The organism is Sporosarcina sp. P3 (assembly GCF_002743415.1).
Taxonomy (GTDB): domain Bacteria; phylum Bacillota; class Bacilli; order Bacillales_A; family Planococcaceae; genus Sporosarcina; species Sporosarcina ureae_A.
Genome location: NZ_PDZE01000002.1, coordinates 352826 through 369663, shown reverse-complemented (window position 1 = coordinate 369663; position 16838 = coordinate 352826). Strand labels below are relative to the sequence as shown.

Annotated in this window: 19 protein-coding genes; 1 reads left to right on the top strand and 18 read right to left on the bottom strand. The window is 42.7% G+C overall.

Annotated features, from left to right (window positions below; genetic code table 11):
- Positions 1-100 precede the first annotated feature (100 nt).
- The 5 genes from CSV61_RS03995 to CSV61_RS03975 are packed head-to-tail and all read right to left on the bottom strand — an operon-like array spanning position 101 to position 4531.
- The gene (locus tag CSV61_RS03995; RefSeq protein ID WP_099638184.1) at positions 101-1084 is read right to left on the bottom strand and encodes a biotin--[acetyl-CoA-carboxylase] ligase; all 984 of its coding nucleotides are present in this window, start codon (positions 1082-1084) and stop codon (positions 101-103) included.
- Positions 1062-2234 (bottom strand): CCA tRNA nucleotidyltransferase, encoded by a 1173-nt coding sequence (locus CSV61_RS03990; RefSeq protein WP_099638183.1) that lies wholly within the window; start codon positions 2232-2234, stop codon positions 1062-1064. Before CSV61_RS03990 ends, CSV61_RS03995 begins: the two co-directional genes overlap by 23 nt.
- Positions 2231-3370 (bottom strand): N-acetyl-alpha-D-glucosaminyl L-malate synthase BshA, encoded by a 1140-nt coding sequence (bshA, locus tag CSV61_RS03985; protein ID WP_099638182.1) that lies wholly within the window; start codon positions 3368-3370, stop codon positions 2231-2233. The genes CSV61_RS03990 and bshA overlap by 4 nt, the downstream gene beginning before the upstream one ends.
- A gap of 25 nt (positions 3371-3395) precedes the next feature.
- Complete coding sequence (dapB, locus tag CSV61_RS03980) at positions 3396-4196, bottom strand: 4-hydroxy-tetrahydrodipicolinate reductase (protein ID WP_099638181.1); 801 nt, start codon at positions 4194-4196, stop codon at positions 3396-3398.
- Positions 4193-4531, bottom strand: a complete 339-nt coding sequence (locus CSV61_RS03975) for a nucleotide pyrophosphohydrolase (protein WP_199173579.1) — start codon at positions 4529-4531, stop codon at positions 4193-4195. Before CSV61_RS03975 ends, dapB begins: the two co-directional genes overlap by 4 nt.
- A 175-nt stretch (positions 4532-4706) precedes the next feature.
- On the opposite strand from CSV61_RS03975, the gene CSV61_RS03970 reads away from it, so the two are divergent.
- Positions 4707-5579 carry a YitT family protein gene (locus tag CSV61_RS03970; RefSeq protein ID WP_099638180.1) on the top strand — a complete coding sequence of 291 codons (873 nt, stop codon included), beginning with the start codon at positions 4707-4709 and terminating at the stop codon, positions 5577-5579.
- 38 nt (positions 5580-5617) lie between these two features.
- On the opposite strand, the gene CSV61_RS03965 is transcribed toward CSV61_RS03970, so the two are convergent.
- The 13 genes from CSV61_RS03965 to aroB form a co-directional block, all read right to left on the bottom strand.
- On the bottom strand, positions 5618-6292 hold the full coding sequence (locus CSV61_RS03965; protein ID WP_099638179.1) for a zinc metallopeptidase: 675 nt from the start codon (positions 6290-6292) through the stop codon (positions 5618-5620).
- Positions 6293-6352: 60 nt separating this feature from the next.
- Positions 6353-6964 (bottom strand): lipoprotein heptaprenylglyceryl N-acetyltransferase LhaT, encoded by a 612-nt coding sequence (lhaT, locus tag CSV61_RS03960; protein WP_099638232.1) that lies wholly within the window; start codon positions 6962-6964, stop codon positions 6353-6355.
- Between the two features lie 91 nt (positions 6965-7055).
- Positions 7056-7823: a menaquinol-cytochrome c reductase cytochrome b/c subunit gene (locus CSV61_RS03955; RefSeq protein ID WP_099638178.1), complete on the bottom strand. Its 768-nt coding sequence runs from the start codon at positions 7821-7823 to the stop codon at positions 7056-7058.
- Positions 7824-7874: 51 nt separating this feature from the next.
- Entirely contained in the window at positions 7875-8549 is a 675-nt protein-coding gene (gene qcrB, locus CSV61_RS03950) for a menaquinol-cytochrome c reductase cytochrome b subunit (protein WP_081244540.1), read from the bottom strand.
- A gap of 22 nt (positions 8550-8571) precedes the next feature.
- Positions 8572-9075 carry a Rieske (2Fe-2S) protein gene (locus CSV61_RS03945; RefSeq protein WP_099638177.1) on the bottom strand — a complete coding sequence of 168 codons (504 nt, stop codon included), beginning with the start codon at positions 9073-9075 and terminating at the stop codon, positions 8572-8574.
- Between the two features lie 351 nt (positions 9076-9426).
- Positions 9427-9876, bottom strand: a complete 450-nt coding sequence (locus CSV61_RS03940; RefSeq protein WP_158233774.1) for a DUF2487 family protein — start codon at positions 9874-9876, stop codon at positions 9427-9429.
- Positions 9877-9961: 85 nt separating this feature from the next.
- Complete coding sequence (locus CSV61_RS03935) at positions 9962-10522, bottom strand: ReoY family proteolytic degradation factor (RefSeq protein ID WP_083035596.1); 561 nt, start codon at positions 10520-10522, stop codon at positions 9962-9964.
- A 1-nt stretch (position 10523) separates the two neighbouring features.
- Complete coding sequence (locus CSV61_RS03930; RefSeq protein ID WP_099638176.1) at positions 10524-11786, bottom strand: tetratricopeptide repeat protein; 1263 nt, start codon at positions 11784-11786, stop codon at positions 10524-10526.
- 27 nt (positions 11787-11813) lie between these two features.
- Positions 11814-13109: a 3-phosphoshikimate 1-carboxyvinyltransferase gene (gene aroA / locus CSV61_RS03925; protein ID WP_099638175.1), complete on the bottom strand. Its 1296-nt coding sequence runs from the start codon at positions 13107-13109 to the stop codon at positions 11814-11816.
- Between the two features lie 15 nt (positions 13110-13124).
- Positions 13125-14237 (bottom strand): prephenate dehydrogenase, encoded by a 1113-nt coding sequence (locus CSV61_RS03920; protein ID WP_099638174.1) that lies wholly within the window; start codon positions 14235-14237, stop codon positions 13125-13127.
- 12 nt (positions 14238-14249) lie between these two features.
- Positions 14250-15341: a histidinol-phosphate transaminase gene (gene hisC, locus CSV61_RS03915; RefSeq protein ID WP_099638173.1), complete on the bottom strand. Its 1092-nt coding sequence runs from the start codon at positions 15339-15341 to the stop codon at positions 14250-14252.
- A 28-nt stretch (positions 15342-15369) separates the two neighbouring features.
- Positions 15370-15735, bottom strand: coding sequence for a chorismate mutase (aroH, locus tag CSV61_RS03910; protein WP_083035591.1), 366 nt, complete (start codon positions 15733-15735; stop codon positions 15370-15372).
- Complete coding sequence (gene aroB / locus CSV61_RS03905) at positions 15732-16838, bottom strand: 3-dehydroquinate synthase (protein ID WP_099638172.1); 1107 nt, start codon at positions 16836-16838, stop codon at positions 15732-15734. Before aroB ends, aroH begins: the two co-directional genes overlap by 4 nt.

The window sequence follows — 16838 nt, the reverse complement described above, 5'->3', positions numbered from 1 at the left end:
GCAGAACTTGTATATAATTCATTTGCCAAACAGGTGCAGCTCTCAAATCGATACCGCCCTATGCGTACACTATATCAAAACAGTCAGTTTATGTATAGTTTTAATTCTTAACTTCGATGTCTGCGGAATAAATTCCACGTACAGTACCATCTGCCAGTTGTAGTTCTAACATACCATCATGGGAAATACCCAGCGCAATCCCTTCAACTGTTTCATGGACCATGCTGGCTTTAATTCTCTTACCCGTTATCGCAGCATAGCTCTCCCATAAAATTTTAATCGGTGCAAATCCTTTTTCGACATATAAATCTGTATATTGCTCGAGGTACTTCAGAATGGCCGCCACTAATTGTGCACGGTCAATCATCTCTCCCTTTTCAATGCGTAATGAAGTCGCAATCATTTGCAGTTCTTCAGGGAAATCAGACTGCTGCTGATTGGCATTGATCCCCATCCCTAAAATAATCGCTTTGACACGATCAGGATCGGACTGAAGCTCTGTCAAGATACCTGTGATTTTTTTGCCGTTGAGCAAAATATCGTTCGGCCACTTAATAACCGGCTGAATATCTGCCACTTCTTCAATCGCACGAACAATTGCGACGGCTGCAACCAATGTCAGTTGCGGTGCGTATTGAGGTGCCAAATCAGGACGAATAATCAAACTCATCCAAATACCCCGATTTGCTTTTGACTGCCACGGTCTCGCCAAACGTCCTTTGCCGGCTGTCTGTTCTTCCGCAATAATCAATGTGCCATCTTCCGCTCCATTTTGCGCGTCTTCATGTGCAATGGTCTGTGTAGTAGGCACCGATGTGAAATATTTAATGACTCGACCATAGCGTTCGGTCTTTAAATATTCGGTAATATTCCCTTGATTCACTAAATCGGGTGCATCGATTAAGTAATAACCTTTTTTACGCTGTGACCCAATTTCGTACCCCTCTTCTTCAAGCTCTTTAATATATTTCCAAATCGCTGTGCGCGATAGACCGAATTCATCGGCAATATCTTGACCCGATATGGGTTCACCTTGTGCAGCAAACAATCGTTTCAATAATTCACTTTTCACGGGAGATTTCATTTATAAACCATTCCTTTATCGCCAGTGCGTCATTTTCAATTTGTCCGTAGACAACTGCTCGTTCAATTTTCATAATCCAATCACTTGTCCATTTGCCACCGCTTTTTCCAGACCATTTCAATAAGTCGTTACCGGTGAAAGCCAAGTCTGTGCGTTGCGAAATCGATAATTGGTTTTTATACTGTTCAATTTGCTGATTGCTTAGATCATGACCTTCATGATGTGTGCTATAGATTTTCCCTACTACTTCCAGTACGTCGGTTGGATAGCTATAGAAATCCCATGGATCAAACGCTCGTTGTATACGTAGAGCAAGGGCTTCTTCACACTGTTTCAGAAAACGTTTTTCTTCATTAGACAATTTGAAGTACCTAGCCAGTTCCGTTGCGGTCGTGTCCGTCACTGCAAGCATCGCCGCGAAGCCATGGCGTGCGTGAAGAAATGGTGTATAGCAATCCAATGATTCAAATGCTGAAAATAACTCGGGAAACCGTTCTGGCAAGCCAATTTCACGGCCATACTGAAACGCTCGAGAAGGATTCTGCCCTTGAAACAATTTATCCATTTCTGTTTTGATCCGTTCCATCGCCACATGACGCAATGAAGGAGCTAGCGTTTTCATCGTCTGCAATGTCTCGGAATCGATGTCGAAATTCAAGACGGAGGAAAAGCGCAAGGCACGGAAAATACGCAGTGGATCTTCTTTTAGACGTTCTTCCGGGTTTCCGACGGACCGAATAATCTTTTGCTTCAAATCTTTCAGTCCGTCAAATACATCAATCAATTCTCCATCCACTGTCATAGCGAGCGCATTGATCGTAAAGTCACGGCGCTGCAAATCAGCTTGCAAGGAAGGGACAGAATGACGCTGGTCGCTGTATGTAGCTTCTGTACGGTATGTCGTCACTTCAATTGGTTCACCATGCAGGAGCACCAAGATCGTACCGTGTTCAATACCTATATCAATAGTATGTCTGAATACTTCTTTGACTTGATGAGGAGTCGCGGAAGTCGTAATGTCTATATCCAACGGTTTTTTACCGAGCTGGGCGTCACGTACTGCACCGCCAACAAAGACAGCTTCATAGCCTGCTGCGTGTAACTCTCTAATTACTTGCCGGCTTGCCGCCGAACCAAATGAAGTTGTCATTTCATCGCCGCCACTTCATAATATAATTCTTCATATTGCGCTACGATGGATTCGGAACTGAATTCTTTTTGTACCGTTTGCCTAGCATTTCTCTTCATTTGTTGATGCAGATGAGAATCACTCAGCAACTGTGTCACACGATTTGCGACGGCTTGTACATCACCTAGTTCTACTAAAAATCCGTTGACTCCATCTTCTACAACTTCCGGGATTCCACCGATCGCATTGGCTACAGCTGGCACTCCACAAGCAAAAGCCTCAAGCAACACGAGACCGAATGCCTCTTTCTCAGACAGCAATAACATCACATCGCTGAGGGATAATAAATCCGGTAGATCATCACGTTTTCCTAAGAATAAAATATCGTCTTGCAATCCATTGTGCTCAACAAATTCTTCCAAGCCAAATTTCTCAGGACCTTCACCGACTAACAGCAATTTCGCCTTATGCTGCTGATCAATTAAACGGAAGCTTTCGATAATATCTGGAATACGCTTCACTTTACGGAAATTAGATATATGGATTAATACTTTCTCATCTGGCGCAATACCGAGTTCTTCCCGAAGTCGTCCAACTTCACGTGGATAATATTTTTCTTCATCGATGAAGTTATAAATCGTTCGAATTTCGGTCGTCGGTTGCAACAACTCGATCGTCTCATTGCGTAACGAGCGCGAGACAGCCGTTACACGATCGGATTTATTAATACCATAAGACAATGTATTTTTTAATGCAGGGTCGTGACCCAGAATCGTCACATCGGTGCCATGTAGAGTCGTGATGATCCCAATAGATGATTGCGCCATATCTTTCGCCAGAATAGCGGAAATTGCGTGTGGCACTGCGTAGTGGACATGCAGCAAATCCAGCTGTTCCGATTCGATGACTTGCGCGATGCGGTTGGCAAGGGCGATGTCATACGGAGGATATTTAAAAACTGCATATCCTTCAATCGTCACTTCATGAAAGTGGATATTCGGATGGATATCCAAAAAACGAAACGGTTTACTCGACGTAATATAATGCATTTCATGACCATTATTCGCCATTTTAAGCCCTAACTCCGTCGCCACTACACCTGATCCTCCAAGTGAAGGATAACAAATGACACCTACTTTTAATTTTCTTTGTTGCATACATAAACCGCCTCACTGCAAAAGTTTAATCTATAATTTTTTCAAGGCCGTAGATGAATCGTGGAGTAGAAACAGATTCACGAACCGCTAGTAGTATACCCGGCATAAAGGACTTCCGGTCGAATGAATCATGACGGATCTTGAGCAATTCCCCTTCACCGCCAAGTAGTACTTCTTGGTGTGCGAGTAATCCTGGTAAACGAATACTGTGAATCTTCATACCTTCGATATCAGCCCCGCGTGCGCCTTTAACTGTCTCTTGTTCTTCTGGGTGACCTTGGATGTGGGCTGCACGTACTTCACGGATCATCTCAGCCGTTTTGACAGCTGTTCCAGACGGTGCATCCAATTTCCGGTCATGGTGCATTTCAAGTATTTCAACGTCTCCTAAATAACGGGCAGCTTGTTGAGCAAATTTCATCATAAGAACGGCACCTATCGAGAAGTTCGGTGCAATAATACAGCTTTTCTGCTGTTCAGTAGAAAGGTTCTCTAAATCTGTGAGCATTTCGGCAGTCAATCCCGACGTGCCGACCACTACGTTCATACCTAGCGACAATGCTTCGCTTGCGTTAGCGAACACCGCATCAGGATCTGTCACATCGAGTAATACATTCGGGTGGTGTGCAGCATACAACGCTGCAAGTGATGTATAAATCGGTATCCCTTCTTTTGTATCGGTTATGGCTCCATTATGTAGGTATTCTCCATCATGTTTATAATCCAGCACGGCTACGATCTCAATATCCGCTGCTTCCGTCCCTGCTACTATAGCAGTTCCACCCATTCTTCCACGTGCACCTGCTATCGCTAATTTAATCGTCATTCTGTTTCCTCCTTTTTAGTCCAACGGTCTTTATCCCTTGTGTTGAATTTAGTCAATACCGTATCAAGCGCTTCTGATAAATTAATTTGTTGTGAATTAGCAAAACAGATGAGGACGAATAATAGGTCACCTGTTTCTTCTTCCAACGTTCGTACAGCTTCAGTAGATTTTTTCTTCTTCATACCGTAGCGATCTTGCACTTCACGGGATAACTCTCCTAACTCTTCTGTCAGCCGTGCGATCAGTTCCATCGGAGGAAAGTATCCTTCTTTAAAACCAGTTATGTATGTGTCCACATCTTGTTGCAATTGTTCCATCGTTTTAGTCATCACCATCAGCTCCCCTTCCTATCGTATGCATTCTTTTGGCTATTGTCAAAATATAATATTTAGCACATACTATGTATATTGTACGTATCATCGGATGATAATACGCGCGTACATGGGACAAGCTACATAGAACAAGAAGCTCAATTACACCAAGGATCGATTAACGGAAGGAGTGTTGTGTTTGTTCGCTGGAATTCGTGTACGAAATATTTTATTGATTATGTTGGGTGCTGCGTTATTTAGTTTCGGACTCGTGAACTTTACGATCCAACATGAACTTGCAGAAGGCGGATTTACCGGGATTACCTTGATCTTGCTGTTTGCTTTCAATTGGGACCCTGCTTTAATGAACTTATTACTGAATATCCCGATGTTTTTAATAGGGTGGAAGATGCTTGGCAGACGCTCCTTCATTTATACCGTCATTGGCACAGTGGCAGTGTCGATCTTCATTAAAATCTTCATGAAATATGAAGTGAGTATTCATATGGAAGGGGATTTGTTTTTAGTCGCACTGTTTGCAGGTGTATTCATTGGTGTAGGACTAGGTATTATCTTTAGAAGCGGTGGAACGACAGGTGGCTCCGATATTATCGCGAGACTTGTGCATAAGAAATATGGAGTGACGATGGGGAAAACAATGTTTGTGTTTGACGCCGCTATCATTTTATTATCATGGGTTGTCTATTTAGATTACCGCTCGATGATGTATACGTTGGTTGCATTATTCGTCGGCGCACGGGTGATCGATTTCGTACAAGAAGGAGCCTATTCTGCGAGAGGTGCATTCATCGTTACGAACTCGCCCGATGAAATCGCTAGTAAAATTGCAGATTCAATGGAAAGAGGCGTGACAGTGTTTAAAGGATACGGTCATTTCTCAAAAGAAAATCGTGAAATACTGTATTGCGTTGTCGGAAAAAATGAAATGATTCGATTGAAAAATCTTATCACCACTGTAGATCCTGAAGCGTTTGTCTCCATGATGGAAGTACATGACGTGATGGGTGAAGGATTCACATTAGATGAACAAAAACGACCTATCGGCGATTAAAAAATCCTTCTGCATGAGCAGAAGGATTTTTTCCTTAATTAGTCGCGGCTTGTAAAGATTAAAATCAAACGCACTAGTTCAAGTACTGCTACTGCTGTTGCAGCAACGTATGTCATCGCGGCTGCACTCAATACTTTTTTCGCCTGTGGTTCTTCATCGTTACGAATGATACCTAGTTGAACGATTTGATCCATTGCACGTGATGATGCGTTAAACTCTACCGGCAATGTGACAATTTGGAATAGCACCCCAACTGCCATCAACAGAATCCCGATCCCTAGCAAAGAGTTCATGCTAGAGAAGATGATCCCGATCATGATAAATACCCAAGATGCATTAGAAGTTAAACTTGCGACCGGCGCCAATCGGTGACGGAAACGCAAGAAGGAATAAGCTTCTTTGTCTTGAATAGCGTGGCCCACTTCGTGCGCTGCCACCGCTGTACCGGCTACAGATGATTCGTGGTAGTTACTTGTGGACAACGCCACGATTTTTGTCATTGGGTTATAGTGATCCGTTAAGAATCCTTGGCTTTCCACAACTTTTACATCATGTAAACCGTTTTGATCCAGAATGAGTCTCGCTACTTGAGCACCGGTCATCCCAGAAGTAGAACGAATCTTTGAATACTTTTTATATGTGCTTTTCACTTTAAATTGCGCATAGATAGGAAGCAATAAAATGACACCAAAGTAAATCCAGAACACGTCTATCTCTCCCCTTTCTCTCTACCCTTAATTTTATAATGTTTACTTGCTTACTGCAACTTTTAACTATGCTTTCAAAGCCTGTAGGTCTAGTCTTGACTTATAATTCCACATCGCAATAGCTATACAAGCAATAGATAACCAAAATGTGAAATAACCGATCTGAGGACTGTATTGCGTAAGGTCATGATAGATCGGCATTTGTCCAAAAACATAGTCGATTACGTCATTATGAAGTGTCCAAATGGAGGCAATAAGTATATGCCAAGCTTTAAATTTATATTTCGGTAAATATAAGATTCCTTGTAATGCCATCGCAAAGTGAGAACCAATCAACATCCAGCCTACCCAGCCGATTGAACCCGTTACAACGAGTGTTAACACATTCATAACGACAGCCCATAAACCATACTTTACTAAAGTAATGAGTGCAAGAGCTTCCATCAATTTGAAGTTTCGATTGAGTAGCCAGCCTATTATAGCGATACAAAAGAACAAAGTGGCTGTAGGACTATCCGGTACAAAAATCCAGTATTTTGGCTCTGTGATTTCCAGTTGCCACATATACCAATCATATCCATAGACCGAGCCTAATATATTAATGAAAAGAAGGATCCATAAGAAAGATTTATGAGAAAGGATCATCCAGATTTGTGTCCATGCCATTCGCAAAAACATCACCACTTTCACCGAAATATTTTACTCCTATGTATTATATAGTATGGATAAATATATAGAAAAAAAGAGTCAGTTTCCTGACTCTTTTTTCTTACTTCGTTTCTAGCTCAGCTATGAATTCAGCAAGTACTTGAAGATCTTCATCTGAACCTTCCCATGTACCAGGAGGCATAGCTCCTCGGCCGTCATGAGCGATTTCGATAATTTCATCAGCAGTCATGCCTGTGTTAGTTAACGGTAAGCCCAATCCACCTTGGAAGGAGTCACCGTGACAGCCAATACAGGAAGAGCCCTGATAGATCTCATACCCTTCAGCTGTTTCATCGAATTCTACTTCATCTACAATTGCACCTTGAACTTTTGCTGCTTCCCAGTCGTGGTTTTCGACTGATTCCCAAGTCAAGTAGAAGATAGCCAAGAATGAAAGAATCATGAAGCCTGTTGGCAATGGACGCTTGAATGGACGTCTTTCTTTCGTAGTATCCATGAAAGGAACTAGCATTAAAGCCATAACTGCCAATCCAGGAACTACGATCGCACCGATCACGTTATAAGGACCGGAAGCGAATTCATATTTCAATAACTGATACATGAATAGGAAATACCAGTCTGGAACCGGTATATACATTGTATCCGTCGGGTCCGCTTGACGTTCAAGCGGTGACGGGTGTGCAAGAGTAACGATTAGGTAGCCGATTAAGAAAACTGCTCCAACCATCCACTCTTTTAATAGAAAGTTTGGCCAGAATGCTTCGGTTTTACCCGGATATTCTGAATAATCCTTTGGTGTATTCGACATCTTGCCTGAAGCCTTGATGCGCGAATCCCCAACAAATTTCATCCCTTTTCCGCGGTGCATGTTATTCCCTCCTTCTTAAATTTCAGATGACCCTAACCAAAAAATTGGTTCTTATAGTGGTCCGGAAATACCTTGTCTTCTGATCATGATAAAGTGTGCTGCGAGCAACCCAAGCAAAGCAGCCGGTAGGAAAAATACATGAATCGCGAAGAATCTTGTTAACGTCTGAGCACCTAGAATCGTGGAATCACCCGCGAGAAGGATTTTAATCTGTTCTCCGATGAAAGGTACTGACGCGGCAATCTCAATCCCAACTTTTGTTGCAAATAGAGCTTTCATATCCCAAGGTAATAGATAACCTGTGAATCCAAGACCTAGCATGACGACGAAGATTAGTACTCCGACGATCCAGTTCAATTCACGAGGCTTCTTATACGACCCTGTAAAGAATACACGCAAAGTATGTAGGAACATCATTACGATAACTAACGAAGCTCCCCAGTGGTGCATCCCTCGCACAAGTTCACCGAATGCAACATCGTTTTGAAGGTAGAAAACTGATTTCCATGCGTTTTCAATATCCGGTGTGTAATACATTGTCAGGAACATACCAGACAAGATTTGGATAACCGTTACGAAAAACGTCAAACCTCCGAAACAATAGATGAATGCAGAAAAATGATGTGCAGGGTTTACGTGCTCAGGTACTTCGTGGTCAGCGATATCTCGCCAAATTGGAGTGATATCTAACCGTTCATCCACCCAATCATAAATTTTATTTAACACTGCGTTCGTACCCCCTTACCCTTTAGACTAATGTGTTCGGTATTACTGCACCAAGATAGACAAATCCGTCGATGATTTCTACTTCATACTCATCAAGCGGCCCAAGCGGCGGTGTTCCTGGAATGTTATCACCATTTTTTTTGTAACGTCCAGCGTGACAAGGGCAGAAAAACTCGTTTTTATGCTCGTCGCCTTCCCAGTTTACTGTACACCCTAAGTGTTTACAGACTGGAGAAAGTGCTATGACTTTGTCGCCTTCTTTGTAGACCCAAGCTGTGTTAGATTCGTCAGAAGTATACCATGCATCTTGTCGATCTTTGATTGTATAGTCTACACGAACCGGTGTTTCTGTAAGATCGGCTTCTTTTTGCGGTGTTGGAATCATATCCGAACCGCCAGCACTAGCCAGTACAGGATCAATTGCGAAACGAATCATCGGCATCAGCATTGCAGAGGCCATGAACCCACCAGTTCCCATTAATGTATAACTTAGGAACGTGCGTCTTGACACTTTATTGCTCATCAGTAATTTCCCTCCTCTTACTCCAAAGTCAGTCCCACGGACATTCTTTTGCTAATTGTAATACTAGGACATATCTATGATATATCAATATGAAACTAAATTCAATAATGCTTTTAGTAGGTGCTTAAGTTTGTCGACAAATATTAAGATTTGGTGACAAACGACGAACTACCTTTAAATAAGTTCCAACTAGTGCTTGTATCCTTTCTCAGACGGTGTTTAGAAAGTCTCTGTACTGATAATGACATGAAACTAGATGGACTTCAAGTTCTACACCGAAATGAAGTGGCACTTTTATGTCAAATGCGCCTTCGCAGCGCAAATCCTCTACTTTTAGTACTCCACGTTAGACTCTCACTGCACGTTCCAACTCTCCATAAAGTGTGTCAGAACTTGTCGTAGCTGATCTTCCATGATGGTTTGACGTAGATGGTTGTCCATCGTTTCTAGAGGGATAGACGGCAGCCAAACGACTTTACCTTCCACCGTCACGCTCGTCCACTTAGGGTCCGTTGTTAGATAGAAGACATGCGTAAAGGATGACTTCTCCAAGTCCTTTGACAACGTATCCGCTAATTGCTGCAAGTCAGTTGACTGCGTGTACGAAACAGGCGGCATGAACATCATACGCCCTTTAAATTGCTTTTCTATGAACATCGACAGATTCATCAAGAATTCAGAAGAAGAAGCGCTGTTTTTCATCGTGTCAGGTCGTGTGTCTATAGCTATTAAAGGCACAACGACAGTATCAATATATTCTTTCTGATTTATATACGTATCCACGTCTTTTGGAACCCAGTTCATTGTCATTCCTCCTTGGATCATCCAGTAAAGTTTAGCTTATATTATCGCGCAACGCAAACCAATGATTCCACCGCGAAGGGCGAAATCATTGGCTGACGTCTTTATCTTTTTTCATCTCATTCAACATAGCTGTCAGACTAATAAACAGCTCACGGTCACCATTATCTAGCGCTTCGTCGATCCTTTTCAGCAACATGTCATTTGTCGTTAATGTGAAACTTTCCTCTAACAGCTTTTCCGCTATTTGTTGGTCTTTCTTTTTCTTTAGAAGATCTTCCGGTAAATAAGGATTCTCTTCCGCCACACTTGCGTACTCAGGACATTTGTTGCTGTTTTTGAAATTCAGTTGGATAAACATATCCTCGTCAGGATGCAGTCTGAGGTCATGAAATGACTTTTCCGCATCAGCTGTCATCAAATTGCCCTTGTAGAAGCGAAATGGGATACTGTCCACTTCTGTAGTTGAAATGATCATGGCGCGCGGGCAATGATGCGCTTCATTTGTAAAATGAACATTTGTTAATAAATGTTCGTTGCTGAGAAGATAATTTAAAATCCATACACATTCCCGCCGCTTTAATCGATAGCGCTTTAAAAACCACCTTAAAAATTCTTTCTTGGCAGCTACAGGAACCATGGCCTTCATCTTACCCCTCCTCTTCAGATTGCGCGATGTATGCCGTCCATTCTTCTTCATGCGGAGCGATTCTTACCAACTGCTGAATGATGGATAACGCTTCATCACGCTTACCTTCTTCCAGCAAGAATCGTGCATATTGATCTAAGAAAGTAGCATCCTCGTTCATCCCATCATATGCTCTGAAATACATTTCATACGCTTTTTCGTAATCTTCTATACGTTCATAGGCGTATGCGAGAAAAGCATGAAGTAAAGGAATTTCTAATTGATCTGCTTCAGAGTACGTTAGCAAGTCAATTAACGCTTCATCTTCTTCCTGATTTTCATACACCGAAGCAAGTGTTACCAGTGCATCGATATACTCTGGATCTAAAACGAGTGCTTCTTTTAAATGCTCTTCTGCTTGTTGTGGCATTTGCAATTTCAAAGCAGATTTCCCTGCCGCTAGTTGCAATTCTTTATCGAACTCATCCCGTTCAATACCTTTTTTGAAAAGCTCTAGCGCTTTGTCGTCTTCATTTTGTTGCGCATAGCTTTGACCCGCAAGCATATAAGCGGAAAAATAATCTGGATCCATTTCTAACAACTGCTCAAGACGCGTGACTGCTTCCGAGTAACGTCCAGTTTGATAATAAGCCAAGCCTAATCCAAACAATTCTTCAGGGTTCGCTTCCTTATCCAGTAATGCCTCATAGAAAGGAATGGCTTCCTCATACGCAGCCCCTGCACTGTACGCTTCCGCAAGCCGTGAGGATAGACGAACGCCTGCGACCTCTTCAGTTGTCTCATGAAGCTTGCTATAAATTCTCACAGCTTCACTGTATCGTCCCGACTCCAAGAGCAGCTCTGCTTCTGCAAGTTGGATGACCGGTTCGTGTGGAGCCAATGTTGCCGCTTCACGCACTTTAGATAATGCCGTTTCGGCAAGTCCGAGCATTTGATAATAATCCGCTTGTGCAAGCAAAGCTTGTACATACTCTTCCTCGTCCGGTGAGATGTCCGTCAGCAATAACAACGCTTCGTCCTCTTCACCTAGTTCCAGTAAAGCCGCGGCACGATCTATTTTCAACTGGGCTTCATCAGGGAATACTTGCATCAACTGAGAGAATATATCATCAGCTTGTCCAATGAATCCATAGTCGATCAATAGATTTGCGACATTATATAATGCGTCATAGTCGTTAGCAGCTTGCAGTTTCTGTATTTTATCTTGTAGAGCATCTACATCTCCATCGAGTACGATTTGCTCTAATTCCTGCAATTCATTCATTTTTTCACCTGAGCTTTCTATTCTACTTTATGGATTGACTAGCTCCGATAGGTCTTCGAAAAAGTGTGGATAGGAAATCGCGATACAAGATGGATTGTCGATTTGAACAGGACTTGATGTAATCAATCCCGCTACCGCCGCCATCATACCTAAACGGTGGTCACCGTATGATTGAAGTGTGGCACCCGTTAGTGGCGTCGGCCCATTAATGATCATGCCATCCGGTGTGGTCTCGATATCCGCTCCAAGTTTCCGTAATTCCGTAGCGACAGCTTCAATTCGATCCGTCTCTTTGACACGAAGTTCTTCTGCATCTTTAATGACGGTCTGTCCATCTGCTTGCGTTGCCAATAAAGCAAGCACAGGAAGTTCATCGATCAATCTCGGAATTAACTCTCCGCCGATTTCGGTTCCTCGCAATTTCGAATGCTTGATTCGGACAGTGCCATAACGCTCTCCCGAAAAGCCTTGTTCATCTGAAAGTTCCATTTCAACACCCATCGCTTCTAGTACATCTAGTATACCTGTTCGAGTAGGGTTCAATCCAACTTTCAGAAACGACACATCGCTGTTTTCCACTAATGCCGTCGCTACCATGAAAAATGCAGCAGAAGAAATGTCGCCTGGTACGACAACATTCGTTCCAGTCAGTTGCTGACCGCCTTCAATCCGGATTACTTGACCCTGTTGTTCTAACTTTGCACCAAACTGTACAAGCATACGTTCCGTGTGATCCCGTGATGTAGCTATTTCTGTAACGGACGTAGTGCCTTTCGCTTGGAGACCTGCAAGTAATACGGCGGACTTTACTTGCGCACTAGCAACCGGCATTAAATAGTCGATTGCTTGCAACGTTTTACCGGTGATTGTCAGTGGTAAATAATCGGCTGTTCCTTTGCTTGTAATGTCTGCACCCATTTCTTCCAAAGGGTTCGTCACACGTTTCATCGGACGCTTAGATAAATATTGATCTCCGCACATTTCAGATGTTACGGGGGAACCGGATAATATGCCCAACATTAAACGAGCAGTCGTTCCTGAATTACCCGCGTCAAGTGCTGTAGCGGGGGTCTGCCAGTTCGCAATGCCAGGACTTTCTACCGTCACATTCGTTCCGTTACGAGTAATCTTCACCCCAAGCTGTTTGAACATTTCAATCGTGCTCAAACAATCTTCACCATCCAAAAAACCACTAATAGTCGTTTTGCCTTTCGCAATGGATCCCAACATAACTGCACGGTGGGAAATGGATTTGTCTCCAGGTACTTGTAAAGCGCCGCGAAGAACCGGCTTTTCAAATGAAACCGTCTGTTGTTCTGACATTACGCTCTCCTCCTCTTAAAGTACGTGCATAGAGTAATCAGTTTCTGCTGTCAATACTTGACGAGCTCTCTTACGTTCTGTAGCTGACTGGAAACTGACAACTAAAATACCGTACACATCCGTTCGTGTTTCCACGATACGTATATTGGTTAAGCTAATATTGGCTTCTGCCAAGATTTTTGTGATTTCGGAAATGACCCCCGGATGATCCGGTACATCGATGTGTAAATCAAACGTCATATAAAGCGCCCCTTGAAGTGCGCCTTCATTTGTAGAAGGAAGCTGATCGCGGTATGTTTTCGCCTGCGCAAAGAAGTCAAATATATGATCAGGATTATTGTCCTCTAGCATAGCGCGAATGCTATTCATTTCGGCAAGCCAGCCATCGACTTGTGACAATAATTCTTCTCTGTTTTGGATCGTAATATCACGCCACATGACAGGATCTGCTGAAGCAATACGTGTTAAATCGCGGAATCCACCTGCAGCGAGCTTTTTCACAAATGGTTGTTGCTCTTCTTGTGCAGCCAAACGTCCAACTAATGAAGAAGCTACAATATGCGGGAAGTGGCTGATGATTGCTGTCATACGGTCGTGCTCTTCCGCTTGCAGGACAATCAATTTGGCTTTTGTTGCAGATAACCATTTTTCCATAACCTCGAGTTGTTCTTCAGTCGTTGATTCATCCGGCGTAAGGATGTAATACGCGTTTTCAAAAAGATGCTCTATCGCAGCAGATACACCACTTTTATGGGAACCCGCCATTGGATGGCCCCCTATGAAGGTAATCCCTCTTTCTCGTAAAATCTTCGCAGCATCCATAATTGGCTTTTTCGTACTTCCTGTATCCGAGACGATGACATGTTCTTTGAAGTCCCAGTTAACGGCTTCTTCAAAAAGAGCAACCGTCGTATTGACAGGCGTCGCGAAAATAACAAAGTCAGCCTGTTCACAGGCTGATTTTGCGGAAGGCGCTACCGTGTCAATAATCCCTCTACGAAATGCTTCATCTGCAGTCGCATAGGAACGGTCAAAACCTACAATCTGAATTTCTGGATTTCGTTTTAATGCTAGACCCAGTGATCCTCCGATCAATCCGAGTCCAATTATACTTACCGTCGTTTTCATTGTCATCTATCCTTATTGGTTAGTTAATAGTTGATCAAACGCTTTAAAGAAACCTGTATTTTGCTCGTGCGTTCCGATCGTCACGCGAACAAATCCTGGTGTGCCCAGCAGATTCCCACTGCGGACAATGTATCCGTTTTGCAATAACACTTCGCATGCAGCATCTGCGTCTCCAGGTACCGCCATTAATACAAAATTTGTAGCTGACGGATAGATCGCCAATGCATGCTGTTTCGCATAGTCTGCATACCGTTTTCGTTCTTCATCATTTTTAGTTACACACGTTTGAAGGAATTGTTGATCCGCAAGAGCCACTTCGGCTACTGCTAATGCAAGTGAGCTGTTGTTGAAAGGATTCCGTACTTTATTAAGTTCAGAAACCACGCTTTCGTTGGCAACGCCATAACCTATACGGAAACTCGCCAAGCCGTATGCTTTTGAAAACGTTCGAAGTATGATCAAATTTTTATAATCATGAATCCACTGCATGGCATCTTGCTGTGCTGGATCTGTTACAAACTCGAAGTATGCTTCATCGAGAACAACAAGTGCTGTTTCAGGTACTCGATCCAAGAAGTTTATTATCGATTCACTCGACAATAAATTACCTGTCGGATTATTTGGATTACACACCCAGATGACAGCTGTATCTTCATCAGTCATTTTCAAAAAGCCTTCTAAATCATGATCGCCGTTTTCTAACATAGCTACTTCACGAATTTCAGCACCTTCTATTTTTGCATTATGTGCGTACTGAGGGAAAGTTGTAGAAGCCATGACCGTATTAGTCCCCGGTTGTAGTATTGCACGGGAAATAATGGTGACAATCTCATCTGAACCATTGCCGAAAAGAATTTCATTCGGATCGATTTGATGGAATTCCGCAAGTTTTCCACGTAAGCCAGCAGTGTAAGCATCTGGATACATCTCAAATTGGGCTGCCTTTGAGCGTAAATATGCTGCGACTTCAGGTGATGAACCGTAAGGGTTTTCGTTTGAAGCGAGCTTATGTACTTCTTGCAAGCCATATGTACGTTTGACATCTTCTAATGAACGTCCAGGTGTATAAGGTTTCATCGTGTGTAATATTGGTTTCCACTTCATTAGATAGCTCCCCCTAACTTCCGCTATATTATTTTTGTAAATCAGGTCGTAATTGAACGGCATTATTTTGATAAATATGTTGTATTTCTTCTTGTTTTTTAGATGTATGGACATTCATCATGACGCGTATACACTTACGCATAGAGCCAGGTACATCTATTTCGTGTGTACACATGACCGGTACATACGTCCAGCCTTCAATCGAGCGGATCGCTTTTGCGGGAAATGCCGCTTTGACATCTACTGTAGTGGAAACTATCACAGAACCAATATCTTCCGGTTTGAATTGATTCGCTTCTGCCATTTCGAGTACAAGTGATTCTGTCGCTTGTAACACTTCTTCCGCGTGATCATGTTCAACTGTTGTCGCACCCCTAATTCCTCTTACATTCATACAATTCCCTCGCTTTTCAATTTTCCTTTGAATTCTTCAAATGCCGATTGACACTCTTCTGAACTAATTTCTTTTACAAAAGGTTCACCGATTTTTTGCAATAAAACAAAATTCATCTTGCCGAATGAAGCTTTTTTATCCTTTTGCATATAGGATAATAACTCTTCAAAGCTATAAGAGAATACCGGCTTAAATGTATAGCCATTATTGTTGGCGAAGTGAAGATAGCGATTCGTGAATCCTTCAGGTAGATCACCGTATTTTTCACTTAGCAAGAAAGCGTAGCCCATACCAATCATGACACATTCACCATGACTGAGGCTACCGAATCCAGAGGCCGCTTCTACTGCGTGGCCAAAGGTATGGCCGAAATTCAGAAATTTGCGCGTAGAGTTCTCAAACTCATCTTCTCCCACGATATCTGCTTTTACCTTAATGCCTTGCAGCAATTCTTTTTCAAGCCATTTTATAGAAGGTGTAGAAAACTGTTCTTTTTCGAGTAATTGCTCCGTCCACAAAGGATCCGAAATAAAAGCGTGCTTGACCAATTCTGCTAAGCCAGAACGCATTTCTGATGCAGGCAATGTGTTGAATACATCCGTATCAAACAATACGGCTGAAGGTTGATGGAAGGACCCCACCATGTTTTTCCCTTCTGGCATATTGATAGCTGTTTTACCACCGACTGCACTGTCATGCGCAAGCACAGTTGTCGGACATTGAATGAAGCGAATTCCCCGCATAAACGTCGCTGCCACAAAGCCTGTTAAATCCCCACATGCTCCACCGCCAAATGCGATCAAAAGTGAGTTTCGTGTAAACCCTTCAGTCAGTAAGAACGACTGACAATCAACGTAGACTTCTGGCATTTTACACTTCTCGCCGCCAGGTACGATTTTCATCGATACCTCGCGACCAGAACGGACTAGAGCTTCATGCAGTAATGGAAGATGCAGTTCTGCCACATGTGCATCGGCAATAATTCCGATTTTATCTGTAGTACGTAGCAATTCTGCATATTCAGTCGAAAATAATTCATACGTATTCGAACCTACATAGACATCGTATTGGTGATCGCGGACGGAAACCGTTAACTTCTCCAT